This is a genomic window from Gemmatimonadaceae bacterium (assembly GCA_020852815.1).
Classification (GTDB): Bacteria; Gemmatimonadota; Gemmatimonadetes; order Gemmatimonadales; family Gemmatimonadaceae; genus SCN-70-22.
The window spans coordinates 1-13,772 of record JADZAN010000038.1 but is presented as its reverse complement, the minus strand read 5'-3'; the positions used below and the strand labels follow the sequence as shown (position 1 = coordinate 13,772).

Below are 13,772 nucleotides of genomic sequence, written 5' to 3'. Positions count from 1 at the left end.
CGCCCACCCCCAGCGCGAGTGTCAGCGACGCCGTGAGGGTGAAGCCCGGTGAGCGGCGCAGGCGCCGTGCGGCGAGTGAAAGATGGAAACCGATGTCCGACATGATGCCTCGCGTGAACGGGATCGCGTTAGGGTCGTCCTGACGGCGGAACGAGGCGGCCAGCGTCTCGCGCCAGAAGCGGCGTTGCGCCTGGCGCACGCCAGCGTTTGCACACGTGGCGTGAAAGGTCTCCACCAGGTCGCCCACGAGGTACTCGCGCTCATGCGCGGGGACGCGGCGCTCGAGGAGCCAGATGGCGAGACGCGGTGGGGCCGGCATCATCCATCGAGCTGCGTGGTGAGACCGCGCGAGAGCGCCTTCATGGCGCGCCAGGCTTCGGCGATGGCCACGCGCCCTTCGGGACGGACCTCGTAGTGTCGCCGCCGGCGACCGCCGCGCTGCGGGAGCGGGTCGCCCACGTACGAGCGCACGAAGCCCTTCTCCTCCAGCCTGGCAAGCGCCGTATAGACGGCACCTAACGTGACGTCGCGCCCGGAGCGCTCGGCGATCTCGCGCTGCACCGCCGCGCCAAAGCCGTCCTCGCCCAGGCGCAGCAGCGCCAGCATCACCAACTGTTCCAGATCCCCGAGTGCCATGTTCGCTCCTGTATTATCTCTGGAAGTACGAATAAATACGGAATCGGTCTCCCGCAAGGCGGGGTGGGGGTGCGAAATCGTGCCCGGCGGAAGGCGACTATACGGGGGCGAAGCGTCCGTCGCTTGACGAACGGCTGCCCCACGCTTCAACGTGGCCGTCTCCCCTCCCGTCCCGTCGCGCTCGCCCGTTCGCGAGGTCGTCGCCATGTCGCACCCCGTCGTTGCTCGTCGATGCCTGTCCAGCGTCGTCGTCCTGCTCGCTTCAGGCGCCGCTTTCGCACCCCATGGCGCTGGCGCACAGCCCGTGCGCATCGATCGTGACGACATCGCGGGGACGGTCACCGGCCCGTCGGGCCCCGAAGGGGGCGTCTGGGTGATCGCCGAGACGCGCGACCTCCCCACGCGCCTGGCCAAGATCGTCGTCACCGACGACCGCGGGCGATACCTCATCCCCGACCTCCCCGCTGCCAGCTACGACGTGTGGGTGCGCGGCTACGGATTGGTGGACTCGCCGCGTTCGCGCGCCAAGCCGGGACAGCAGCTCGACCTCACCGCCGTCCCCGCGCCTAACGCGCGCGCCGCCGCGGAGTATTACCCGGCCGGCTACTGGTACTCGCTGCTGCGCGTCCCCGGCAAGGAGGAGTTCCCCGGGACGGGGGCGCAAGGGAACGGGATCGATCCGATCATCAAGGACCAGTCGCAATGGCTCCGGATCATCAAGTCCGGCGGCTGCACGGCGTGCCACCAGCTTGGCACCAGGGGAACGCGCACCATCCCGCCACAGCTCGGCGATTTCGGCACGCACGCCGAGGCGTGGGCGCGGCGCATACGCTCGGGGCAGGCGGGGGGACAGATGGCCAACACCGTGCAGTCCATGGGAGGATCGCGTGCGCTGGCGATGTTTGGCGACTGGACGTCGCGCGTTGCGGCTGGCGAGGTCCCGCCGGCGCCGCCGCGCCCCGCGGGTATCGAGCGCAACGTCGTCATCACCCAGTGGGACTGGGCCGACCCCAAGGCGTACCTGCACGACCTCGTCTCCACCGACCGGCGCCGCCCCACGGTGAACGCCTTCGGCAAGATGTATGGCGCCCTCGAGCTGAGCGCCGACTATCTCCCCGTCCTCGACCCCAGGACCAACACGGCGAGCCGCGTCCCGCTCACCGTGCGCGACCCGTCAACGCCCCCCGCCTCGAACCAGGACTCCGACCAGCCGTCGCCATTCTGGGGGACGGAAGCGATCTGGACGTCGAGGAACAACGTGCACAATCCGATGATGGATGCGCGCGGGCGCGTGTGGATCACCTCGGCGGTGCGCCCGTCGGACAATCCCGACTGGTGCAAGGCCGGATCGTTGCACCCGTCGGCTCGGCTGTTTCCCGTGCAGCGCAGCGGACGGCATCTCGCCATGTACGACCCCGCGACGAAGAAGCTCACGCACATCAGCACCTGTTTCGGGACACACCACCTGATGTTCGCCGAGGATGCCAACAACACGCTGTGGACCAGCGGGGGCGGCCCGGTGGTCGGCTGGCTCGACACGAAGAAGTTCGACGCCACACTCGATGAGCAGGGATCGCAAGGGTGGACGGCGCTCATCCTCGACACCAACGGTAACGGGAAGCGCGACGAGTACGTGGAGCCGACGCGCCCAATCGAGCCGACGAAGGACAAACGGGTGAACGCCGGGCTGTACTCGGTGGCACCGGCGCCCGACGGTTCCGTCTGGGGGACGTCGCTGGGCTATCCCGGAGCGCTCGTTAGGTTATCGCCGGGAACGAACCCGCCCGCCACCGCGCTCGCAGAGCTGTTCGAGCCACCAATGAAGGATGGGAAGCCGGTGGCCGGTTACTCTCCGCGCGGCGGCGACGTCGACCGCGATGGTGTGTTCTGGGCGGCGATGGCGAGCGGGCACATGGCATCGTTCGACCGGCGCAAGTGCAAGGGGGCGCTCAACGGCCCCACCGCCACGGGTCAGCACTGCCCCGAAGGGTGGACCTTCTACAAGGAGCCGATGCCGCAGTTCCAGGGTGTCACCGACGATGGGAGCGTGGAAGCTTCGTACTACACCTGGGTGGACCAGCACGACACCTTTGGCCTCGGGCGCAACGTCCCGATCAACACCGGGAATGCAGCCGAAGGGCTGCTCGTCCTCAAGGACGGAAAGTGGGTGGTGCTGCGCGTCCCGTACCCTGTGGGGTTCTACACCAAGTGGCTCGACGGGCGGATCGACGACCCCAACGCTGGCTGGAAGGGACGCGGGCTCTGGGCGACCATCAGTACCCGCGCCCCCTTCCATATGGAGGGCGGTGCCGGGCAGACCAGCAAGGTCTTCCACTTCCAGTTGCGGCCTGATCCGCTGGCGAGGTAGCGCCGCTTGAGCCGGGAGCAGAGGGGTAGCGCGCGCCGTTTGCCATTGTTGCTGCTCCTGGCCATGGCCCGCGCGACGCCGGCACAATCGCCACCGCCGGCGTGTCCTGCCGTCGCCGCCGACACCCTGGTCCGCGCCGCGCGTGGCGACGCTACCGCACGCGCCTACTGGCTCAGCGCCACGCAGCTGCAATGGCCGGGCGCGCCGGCGGAGGGGCGGTACGCCCTGTATCGCTCACGAGCCGCGGCGCTGCGCGCCGACGTCGGCTCCCCGGTGCAGGGGAGCGACGAGCGTATCGCGCTCGGTCCCGACGGGGCGGCGCTCCCATCGGCCATTGCTTCGCGCTTTGCCTTTGTCCCGGCGGGGGCGCGCCTAACGCTTGGCGATGGCGCGCGCGGCGTGCAGGGGGCGCGGTTGCGGGACCAGTTGCTCCTGGTGCGCGAGGATGCGGAGGGGCGTGTGATCGCGGCCACCGGGATCCAGCTTCCCGGCGCGCTCGACGATCTCTACGCCGCCGCGGCCGGCGTGGGCGACCTGGGCGCGACTCTTGTGGCTGACGGGCGGCAAGGCGCGCGCGTCGCGGTCTGGGCGCCGACGGCGCGCGCGGTCACGCTGTGCCTGTCGTCGCCAGGCGCGAGCAGCGAAGAGTCGGCGGTGGCGCTGGCGCTCGACACCGTCACGGGGACGTGGCGCGCTCGCGTCGACGGCGACGTGCGTGGCGCGCGATATCACTACGCGGTCGACGTCCTTGTCGCGGGAATCGGCATCGTGCGCAATCGCGTCACCGATCCTTACTCGGTGGCACTCACCGCGAACTCCGCGGCGAGCGTCCTTCTCTCGCTCGACGACCTGGCCACGCAGCCCGTCGGTTGGCGCAGCGCACCACGCCCAGGTGCGCTCGCCGACCCGACCGACCTCACGGTCTACGAGTTGCACGTCCGCGACTTCTCGGCGAACGATGCCACCGTGCGCGCCGCCTGGCGCGGCAAGTACCTCGCCTTCACCGAGCCGCGCTCGGCGGGAATGCGCCACCTGCGAGCGTTGCGGCAGGCTGGCATTACCGACATTCATCTCCTCCCCGCCTACGACCTCTCCACGGTCCCCGAGAAGGGGTGCGTCACGCCGGTCATACCGGCGGCCTCCCCAAACGCCGAGGAGCAGCAGCGCGCCGTGAGCGCGGTGCGCGAACGCGACTGCTTCAACTGGGGATACGATCCCTGGCACTACACCGTCCCCGAAGGGAGCTACGCCACCGACGCCGACGACCCCTTCCTACGCACGCGAGAGTTCCGCGCGATGGTCCAGTCGCTGCACGCCGCCGGGCTGCGCGTCGGGATGGACGTGGTGTACAACCACACCTTTGCCGCTGGACAGGACGCGCGCGCGGTGCTCGACCGCATCGTCCCCGGCTACTACCACCGCCTGGATGGCGACGGAAAGGTCGTGCACTCCACCTGCTGCGAGAACACGGCCACCGAGCACGCGATGATGGCGAAGCTGATGATCGAGTCGGCGGCGACGTGGGCCCGGCACTACCGTATCGACTCGTTCCGCTTCGACCTCATGGGGCACCAGCCGCGCGCGGCCATGGAGGCATTGCAGCTCGCGGTGAACGAGGCGGCCGGGCGGCACATCCCGCTCCTGGGCGAGGGGTGGAACTTTGGCGAGGTGGCCGACGGTGCGCGCTTTGTGCAGGCGTCGCAGCGATCGCTGGGTGGCAGCGGGATCGCGACGTTCAGCGACCGCGGGCGCGACGCGCTGCGCGGTGGCGGGTGCTGCGACGGCGGCGCGGCGCTGGTGCAGAACCAGGGGGTGCTCAACGGACTGCACTATGCCCCCAACGGGAGCACCGAGCCGCGCGATCGCAGCGCGGAGCTGCGCCGTAGCGCCGACCTGGCGCGCATCGGACTGGCGGGGACGCTGCGTGACGCCCAGCTGCAAGGGAGCGACGGCGTCACGCGTGCCATGTCGGCGTACGAATACGCCGGGCAACCGGCGGGCTACGCGCAGGAGCCGGGCGAAGTGGTGAACTACGTCGAGAATCACGACAACCTCACCCTCTTCGACCTGGGTGCGCTGCGCCTCCCGCGCGGTACGTCACGCGAGGAGCGCGCGCGCGTGCAGCTGCTGGGCATCGCCTTCGTCGCGCTGAGCCAGGGGATTGCCTACCTGCACGCAGGGATCGAGATCCTCCGCTCCAAGTCGCTGGACAAGGACTCGTTCGACTCTGGCGACTGGTTCAATCGCCTCGATTGGAGCCTGACGAGTAACGGCTTTGGCTCCGGGCTCCCGCCGGCGCATCGCAGCGAGGGTGACTGGCCCGTGATGCGCCCGGTGCTGGCCGACACGTCGATTGCGCCGCGCCCGGTGGACATTCGCTGGACGCGTGATGCCGCGCTGGACCTGCTCCGCATACGGTCGAGTTCCACTCTCTTTCGCCTGCGCTCAACCGCCGACGTGCAGCAGCGCCTGCAGTTCCGAAACACGGGGCCGTCGCAGGATCCGACCGTCTTCGCGGTGCATCTCGACGGCGCCGGCTACTCCGGGGCGCGATTCCGCGAGGTCCTGTACCTCATCAACGTCTCGCCTGACGAGAAGCGGCTCACGGTGCCGGAGGATGCGCGCAAGCGTTGGATGCTCCATCCCGTACACCGCGGCGTGCGCGCCGCCGACCGGCGTGCCGCCAGGGCGCGCGTGGATGCGGTGAGCGGACGGTTCACCATCCCGGGGCGCACCGCCGTGGTCTTCGTGGTGCAATAGGCGGCGCCGCGCGCGGCACGCACACCGCCGGACGTTCCAAACGTGGGAAGCGTCTGTGTCTACTGCGCGAACGTCGAGTAGCCCTGCGCCGCCAGCGTTGCGCGCGCCATCGTGGCCGAGGTGGCCACCTTCACGAACGGAAGGAGCTGCTCGCGCTGGATCTTGAGGTGCGCGAGTGCCTGTCCGCAAACGATGACCTGCACCCCCGCCTGGTTCAGCGCCTCCAGCAGTGGAATGCTGGCATTGTCGGCGCTGGTTGCCGCCTTGTAGTGCGCGTTGAGCTGGAGCGACTTGGTGGCCGGCCCATAGACGATGATCGCGAGGTGCACCTGGCCGCGCGGCACGCCCTCGGCGTCGGTCATGGTGAGGAAGTTGGCCGGGCGGCGGAAGCCGGGCGCGATCTCCGCGGGCTTCTCCGGCGCATCGGTCACGTTCCAGGCAATGCGATACGTGAGCGACTTGTCGGCGGGAAAAGTTGGATTGGGGACGGCGATCGATGCGCCGAGTTGCTTGATGAGCGCCTCACCCGCCTGCGCGCGCACGAGCGACGAGGCGCCGAGGAGGAGGGCAGTGGTGAGGGCGAGAGCGTTGGTGACGGCGAGCACGAAGCGACGCATGAAACCTCCAACTGCTCGGGGATGTGGAGCGATTTTCTGGCGGGCGGGAGCGCGAAGGGAACTGGAAAGATGGAGCCGCGGGGCGGAGTTGTCACGGCTTGGCAGCGATTCGGGGGGAACCCCGACATGCGAGACGGGGCGCAGCTGGCGATACTTCTCATTGGAAGTCCTTCCCCCGGCGCCCGCGCTCCATGACGCTCCCCGACGCCATCTCCCCACATCGCTCCAAGGCCCGCCTCGAGGCGCTGGCGGAACTCGCCGCCATCGGCTGGGAAAGCACGCAGCGCGAGATCATCCGCAGCGGCGCCAACGTGGCGCAGCGGGCCACGCGCAGCACGATCGCGTACCTGCACTTCCTCAATGCCGACGAGGCGACGATCGAGCTGGGGACCTGGTCGACGGACACGCTGCAGCTCTGCACCGCGGTGTACGACCGGCATTATCCTGTGGCCGAGGCCGGCATCTGGGCCGACAGTGTGCGCACGCGTGCCGCGGTGGTGCATAACGACTACGCCGCCGCCGCGGGTCGGCGCGGCCTTCCCAAGGGGCACGTCGAGCTGCAGCGGCACCTGGGAGTTCCCATCGAGGAGGGGGGGCGCGTACGGCTGCTGATCGGCGTGGGGAACAAGGACGAGCCGTACGACGACGAGGACGTGGCGGCGGTACAGCTCGTGGGGCGGCGCATCTGGGAGTTGGTGCGGGCGCGACAGGAGCTGGAGCGGTTGCACGATCTCGAGGACCGTTTCCGTCACCTGCAACGCATCGCGGCGGTCACGGCGTGGGAGTACGATCCGGACGATGACCTGCTCGCCTTCGACGAGATGTTCGCCCCGATCTTCCACATGGTGCACCACACCGAGGTCCCGTCGTCGCTGCACCAGTTCCTCGCGCGCTTCGCCACGGACGATCGCGAGAGGGTGCGCGCGCTGGTGGCGTCCCGCGCCATTGGCTCCTCCTTCGACATCCAGGTGCAAGGGATCCGGCTGGATGGCGAGTCGTTCCGCGTCGCGCTGCGCGCCACCGTGCGCGCGCGTGAGGTGGGGCACGGCGTGTTGGTGGTGGGCGCGCTGCAGGACCTGACGGAGCGTTCGCGCCTGGAGCACTTGCGCCACGATGCGGAAACGGACGCGCTCACTGAACTCCCCAACCGGCGTCGCCTGCAAGCCGCCTTCGAGCGCCCCGTGCTCGACCGTCGGCGCGCCGGCGGTGCCCTGGCCTTTCACTACATCGACCTCGATCGCTTCAAGCCGGTGAACGACGCCTATGGACATGCTGCAGGCGACGAAGTGCTGCGTGTGATCTCGCGCCGGCTGGCGAGCCTCGTCCGTCGCGACGACCTGGTGGCTCGGCTCGGTGGTGACGAGTTCGCGGTGGTGCAGATGGGGGTGACTGACCGCACGGGTGCGGTCGCGCTGGCCAACAAGATCATTGCCGCGTGTTCGCAGCCCATCCCGGTGGATGGGACGGAGCTGCAGGTGGGGGCGAGCGTTGGCGTCGCGTTAGGCGCCGGGTCGCACCTGTCGCTCCCCGAGATCACGGCGCGCGCCGATCGCGCACTCTACGCCGCCAAGCAGGGCGGCAAGGGGCGTGTCGTCGTCCACGAGGACTGAGCGCAGCGGCAGTCCCGGGGCAGCGACCGGGCAGCGTCCGGGCAACAACCCGCGAAAAGCAGCGCGCCCTCCCCGCGGGATAGCGGGGAGGGCGCGCGCGCTTGCAGGCGCTCCTATTCCTCGCCCTTGAGCCGCTTGAACTCTGCGTCGACCGAGACGGGGAGCAGGAGGTTGTCGGCGATGGCCGCGACTTCTTCCGCGTCCTTCCACGCCTGCTCGAGCTGCGCCAGCTCGCCCTCCAGCGCGCGGCGCTCCGCTTCCTCGTGCAGCGCCATTTCCAGCGCCAGGCGCTGCGGTGCGGGAAGGGAGAAGAGTCCGTACTTGTTGAACTGCTGCTGTCGCGACTTGACCTTGCGCGGGGAGACGCCGGCGGTCATCGAGGCAATGAGGCCTTGCGCCTGGCGGCTGGCATCTCGCAGGTAGCGCTCCGAACTCCCCGCCGACTCGATCCGCTGGACGGCGCGGGCCACGTCCTCCTTCTTGCCGCCGAAACGGTTGACCTTGGGGAGGATGATCGACGCCACGCGCTCCGCCTCCGGGCCCGTGAACGACTCCGCGCCATTCTTGAAGCGCAGGTGCAACTCGAGCGAGCCGTCGCTGGCCGGGTTGATCGAAGACTCGGCCAGGTGGCGGCGTCGCACATCCACCACGCCGTTGTGATTCGTACGGACGCGCGCGACCACCGTCTGCGGCGAGCCGTGAATCACGAAGCGCCCTGCCTGGGCCCACAGGTAGCCAAAGCCGCCTATGGCGACGCCGGCCGCCGCGCCGCCGGCGATGAGCCCAGCGAGCGCGGCCACGCCGCCCCCGGCAATGAGCAACTGGCGATTGCGGCGCCGGCCGAACTGGTCGCCGTAGCGCCAGGCCGCGAACTCCGGGCGCTGCGGCTCACCGATACGCACCAGCGTGGTTCCCGCGGCGAGCTTGGCCAGGCCGATGTTGTCGGTCGACACGCGGCGGCGCGTGTCGCGATACAGGCGCTCGGCCTCCTCGATCGCCTCCCAGCGCTCCTCGAGCGGGGAGAGGTTCCAGCGCTCGCACGAGCGGCAGACGACCCAGAGTCGCCCGCGCGCGGGATCGAAGGCGAGGCGCTCGCCCACGGGGAACGACTCGATCGACTCGTTGCGACCGAGCGGCTTGTTGCAGAAGATGCAGGTGGAGAACATGGGGTAGGGTAGCTCTCGGAGAATACTACGTACCCCCGAGGGCCTGAGTTGCATTCTCATCGGGATTGTCCGCTCGAGGGTGCGGCGATGGATGGGGGCGGCGCCCCTGTCGAGCGGTCGCCGGCGCCGACAGCTTGGGGACGCTCGCCAGCGGGCTCTCGGCGATCCCGCCGCGCGGCGCGGTCTGTTCGCTGTCGCACGGGCGGCCGCGCTGCCGAGCGGGCCGTTTGTTGGGCGGCCAACGGCCGAGCGGGCTGTCTTTGCAGCGGCTGGACAGGCCGTCGGCTGCAACGCGAGTGTTTCCAGACGATCGTCGACTCCTTCATATGCCTGCACCCGTTCGTATCGCCATCGTCGTGCGCACCATCCGCTTCATCTGCCCCACGCGCGCACTCGCCGTGGCGGCCGCCTGTGTCGCGCTTGCCTGGGTCGCGCTCGCCTGGGTCGCGCTCGCTGCCGCGCCGGCCGAAGCTCAGGCGCGTCCCGCCGCGGCGCCCTCCACCCCCAAGCGCATGACAGACGAAGAGCGCGTCCACAACGACTGGGCCAACCTCGCGCGCTACCGCGATGAGAACGCGGCGCTTGGCGCTCCCAAGTCCGGCGAGCGACGCGTGGTCTTCATGGGCAACTCCATCACCGAGGGATGGGCGCCGTTGTTCCCCACGCTCTTCCCCGGCAAGCCGTATGTAGGGCGCGGAATCGGCGGGCAGACCACGCCGCAGATGCTCGTCCGCTTCCGGCAGGACGTCGTGGCGCTCAAGCCCGCCGTCGTCGTGATCCTGGCCGGGACGAACGACATCGCTGGCAACACCGGCCCCTCCACGCTGGAGATGATCGAGGACAACCTGGCGTCGATGGCGGAGGTGGCCCGCGCCAACGGGATCAAGGTCGTGTTGTCGTCGGTCCTTCCGGTGTGGGACTATCCATGGAAGCCTGGATTGCAGCCGGCGCCCAGGATCGTGGCGCTCAACGCGTGGATCAAGCGATACGCCGCGAGCCATGGCGCGGTGTACCTCGACTATCACACGCCAATGGCCGATGCGCGACAGGGGATGAAGGAGGATCTGGCCAACGACGGCGTGCATCCTAACGAGGCGGGCTATCGATTGATGGCGTCGCTGGTGGAGCCGGCAATCCGGGAGGCGCTGCGAAGGCCATAGCGGCCTCCGGTGACGACGCGTCGGGCATGCCCCCCTCGCGTCGTCCCCACTTGACGCACGGAGGTCGACCGGATACTCTAGGATCACGGCGGATGGATTTATGGCCACTTGCTCCCGCCGGGGCACCAGCCCGAACCAAAGAGCTAAAGCGCCGAGGGAACGCCTCTCGCGCTTAGTGCCGAGGGGCGTTTTTCGTTTGGCGGGACTCCCGACAATCGGCGCTCCTCTCATCATCGAGTCCCTTGCGCACGGTGCGCAGGGGAGACTTGTCATCGCCGTCGAGGAGCTTCCGCATGTCGTACCGTCCCGAGACCGACGCCATCCACGCCGGGCAGGCGCCCGACCCCGCCACGAACGCCAGCGCCGTCCCCATCTACGCCACGTCGAGCTACGTCTTCAACTCGACGGAACATGCGGCGAACCTCTTCGGCCTGCGCGAGTTCGGAAACATCTACACGCGCATCATGAACCCCACCAACGATGTCTTCGAGAAGCGCGTGGCCGCGCTCGAGGGTGGGGCGGCGGCGCTGGCGGTGGCCAGCGGACAGGCGGCCGAGGCGCTGACGATCCTCAACCTGGCACGCGCCGGCGACAACATCGTCGCTTCGCGCACGCTCTACGGCGGGACCTACAACCTCCTGGCCTACACGCTCCCCAAGTGGGGGATCCGGACCACCTTCGTCGACATCCACGACCTCGCGGCGGTGCGCGCGGCCATCGACGATCGCACGCGTGCCGTCTACGTCGAGACGATCGGCAACCCGCGCCTCGACGTCCCCGACTTCGAGGCACTGGCGGCGCTGGCGCACCAGGCCGGGCTCCCGCTCGTCGTCGACAACACGTTTGGTGCCGCAACCCTCGCGCGCCCCATCGACCACGGCGCTGACATCGTGGTCCACTCGGCGACCAAGTGGATCGGCGGGCACGGGACGTCGATTGGTGGCATCGTCGTCGACGCGGGGAAGTTCGACTGGGCGAGCGAGCAGGCGCGCAAGCGCTTCCCCGAGTTCTCCGCGCCCGATCCGTCGTATCATGGCCTCGTCTACACGCAGGCGTTCGGTGCGCTGGCCTTCATCATCAAGCTGCGCGTGCAACTGCTACGCGACCTGGGGCCGGCGCTCTCGCCGTTCAACGCCTTCCTCTTCCTGCAGGGGCTGGAGACGCTTCCGCTACGCATCCAGCGCCACTCGGAGAACGCGCTCGCCGTGGCGCGCTGGCTGCAGCAGGACCCGCGCGTGGAGTGGGTGTCGTATCCCGGGTTGGAGTCGCACCCCGAGCACCGGAACGCGGTGCGCTACCTCAAGGGAGGATTCGGTGGCGTGCTCACCTTCGGGGTGAAGGGGGGGCACGCGGCGGCGCGTGCGCTAATCGATCGCACGAAGCTGTTCTCGTTGCTCGCCAACGTCGGCGATGCGAAGTCGCTCGTCATCCACCCCGCCTCGACGACGCACGAGCAGCTCACGCCCGAGCAGCAGCGTGCGAGCGGTGTGACGCCGGAGCTCATCCGGCTTTCGGTGGGGCTGGAGCACATCGACGACCTGATCGCCGATCTGGACCAGGCGTTAGGCGCGGCCACCACGAGCGACGCGCCGGCGCTGGCGGGGGCGGCGCGGTAGCGAGCGCCGGTACCGGTGCGGCGCGCTGTCGTGGCGCGCGGTCGTGGCGCGTCGCACCGGCGCCTGGTCGAGGAGCCTTCCATGATCCACGAACCAATTGCAACCGAGACGCTCGACGTCCTGCTCGGCGACTTCCGCACCGAGGGGGGCCAGACCATCCCGCAGGCGCGTGTGCGCGTGCGCACGTGGGGCGATCCGGCCCTGGGGCGCCAGGAGGGGTGGTCGCTGGTGATCCACGCGCTCACCGGGAGCGCCGACGCCGATCGCTGGTGGGAAGGGGTGATTGGCCCAGGGCAGCCGCTCGACACCACGCAGCGTCCGGCGGTGGCGATGAACCTGCTCGGGAGCTGCTACGGTTCGAGCGGGCCCTGCACGCCGCCGTTTGATGACGGGATCTCCTTCCCGCGCCTGACGACGGCCGACCTGGCGCGTGCGCAGGTGTGTGCGCTGCAGGCGCTTGGCGTGGAGCGCCTCGCGCTGGTCACGGGGGCCTCGCTGGGAGGGATGGTCGCGTTGCAGCTGGGACGCCTCTCGCCCATGCCCATCGACCACCTGGTCGTCTTCGCCGCGCCGGCGCGCACCTCGCCCCAGGCGATTGCCTGGAACGTGGCGCAGCGCATGGCCATCGAGGCCGATCCCCGCTGGCGCGACGGGTCTCCGCGGCCCGACGACCCGCCGGCCGCCGGACTCGCCGCGGCGCGGGCCATCGCGATGATCACCTACCGCTCGAAGGTCGAGTTCGACGAGCGCTTCGCTCGAGCACGGCACCCTGTCACCAACGACTTCCAGGTCGACCGCTACCTGCGGCGTCACGGCGAGAAGCTCGTCGAGCGCTTCGATGCCAGGAGCTACGTGCTCCTGACTCACGCCATGGACTCGCACTCCGTTGGCGATTACGGGCAAGCTGCCGCCGAAACCGCACGGCGCGTGCGCCGAGTGACCGGCGTGGGAGTCGATACCGACATCCTCTACGCCGCGGGCGAAGTGCGCGCGTGGGTGGCCGCGTACCGCGGCGCGGGGGTGAACGCCGACTACCGCGAGATCACCTCACCCTGCGGTCACGACGCGTTCCTGATCGAGCTGGACCAGGTGCAACGGATTCTCGCGGGGTAGGGGCGTCCGCCGTCGCCGCGCACGCTGCGAGGCACTAGGGGTGCCAGAACCACCGGCCACCGTCCCGCCGAAAGCCGGGATCCACGCCCACCTTCCCAGCGCAAGCTGGGATCCACCCCCCACCGTCCCAGCGCAAGCTGGGACCCACGCTCACCTTCCCAGCGCAAGCCGGGACGCACCCCAACCTTCCCAGCGCAAGCTGGGATCCATTTGTCCTCGCGTCGCGCCCGAGCGGTCGCGTACGACGCCGGCGATGGAAAAGCTCGACACGGAGGTCCACGGAGGAAACGCGGAGGACACACGGAGGGAGTGCTGCGGACGATTAGAGGCACGAGTGAGTTCCAGCACCACCCCCCACCGTCCCAGCGCAAGCTGGGACCCACGCTCACCTTCCCAGCGCAAGCCGGGACGCACCCCCACCTTCCCAGCGCAAGCTGGGATCCATTTGTCCTCGCGTCGCGCCCGAGCGGTCGCGTACGACGCCGGCGATGGAAAAGCTCGACACGGAGGTTCACGGAGGAAACACGGAGGAAGAGCTGCGGACGATTAGAGGTAGGAGTGAGTGCCAGCACCACCCCTACCGTCCCAGCGCAAGCTGGGATCCACGCCCACCTTCCCAGCGCAAGCCGGGACGCACCCCCACCTTCCCAGCGCAAGCTGGGATCCATTTGTCCTCGCGTCGCGCCCGAGCGGTCGCGTACGACGCCGGCGATGGAAAAGCTCGAC

At 69.4% G+C, this 13,772-nt stretch carries 9 protein-coding genes; 6 read left to right on the top strand and 3 right to left on the bottom strand.

What is annotated here, in order from left to right; translation table 11 throughout:
* Window positions 1-318: 318 nt before the first annotated feature.
* A complete protein-coding gene (locus IT359_18440; GenBank protein ID MCC6930976.1) occupies window positions 319-636 on the bottom strand; it encodes a helix-turn-helix transcriptional regulator in 318 nt (105 codons plus the stop codon).
* Window positions 637-940: 304 nt separating this feature from the next.
* On the opposite strand from IT359_18440, the gene IT359_18435 reads away from it, so the two are divergent.
* Both IT359_18435 and IT359_18430 read left to right on the top strand, forming a co-directional pair.
* Window positions 941-3,004, top strand: coding sequence for a carboxypeptidase regulatory-like domain-containing protein (locus tag IT359_18435; GenBank protein ID MCC6930975.1), 2,064 nt, complete (start codon window positions 941-943; stop codon window positions 3,002-3,004).
* A gap of 63 nt (window positions 3,005-3,067) precedes the next feature.
* Entirely contained in the window at window positions 3,068-5,764 is a 2,697-nt protein-coding gene (locus tag IT359_18430) for a DUF3372 domain-containing protein (protein ID MCC6930974.1), read from the top strand.
* Window positions 5,765-5,823: 59 nt separating this feature from the next.
* On the opposite strand, the gene IT359_18425 is transcribed toward IT359_18430, so the two are convergent.
* The gene (locus IT359_18425) at window positions 5,824-6,381 is read right to left on the bottom strand and encodes a DsrE family protein (GenBank protein ID MCC6930973.1); all 558 of its coding nucleotides are present in this window, start codon (window positions 6,379-6,381) and stop codon (window positions 5,824-5,826) included.
* Window positions 6,382-6,572: 191 nt separating this feature from the next.
* Between IT359_18425 and IT359_18420 the strand changes: the two genes are divergently transcribed.
* Window positions 6,573-7,991, top strand: a complete 1,419-nt coding sequence (locus IT359_18420) for a diguanylate cyclase (protein ID MCC6930972.1) — start codon at window positions 6,573-6,575, stop codon at window positions 7,989-7,991.
* 113 nt (window positions 7,992-8,104) lie between these two features.
* Here IT359_18420 and IT359_18415 read toward each other — a convergent pair whose 3' ends face one another.
* A complete protein-coding gene (locus IT359_18415; GenBank protein MCC6930971.1) occupies window positions 8,105-9,157 on the bottom strand; it encodes a hypothetical protein in 1,053 nt (350 codons plus the stop codon).
* 512 nt (window positions 9,158-9,669) lie between these two features.
* Here IT359_18415 and IT359_18410 point away from each other — a divergent pair.
* The 3 genes from IT359_18410 (at window position 9,670) to metX (ending at window position 13,046) form a co-directional block, all read left to right on the top strand.
* Window positions 9,670-10,317: an SGNH/GDSL hydrolase family protein gene (locus tag IT359_18410; GenBank protein MCC6930970.1), complete on the top strand. Its 648-nt coding sequence runs from the start codon at window positions 9,670-9,672 to the stop codon at window positions 10,315-10,317.
* A gap of 293 nt (window positions 10,318-10,610) precedes the next feature.
* The gene (locus IT359_18405; protein ID MCC6930969.1) at window positions 10,611-11,933 is read left to right on the top strand and encodes an O-acetylhomoserine aminocarboxypropyltransferase/cysteine synthase; all 1,323 of its coding nucleotides are present in this window, start codon (window positions 10,611-10,613) and stop codon (window positions 11,931-11,933) included.
* Window positions 11,934-12,014: 81 nt separating this feature from the next.
* Window positions 12,015-13,046: a homoserine O-acetyltransferase gene (metX, locus tag IT359_18400; GenBank protein ID MCC6930968.1), complete on the top strand. Its 1,032-nt coding sequence runs from the start codon at window positions 12,015-12,017 to the stop codon at window positions 13,044-13,046.
* Window positions 13,047-13,772 lie beyond the last annotated feature (726 nt).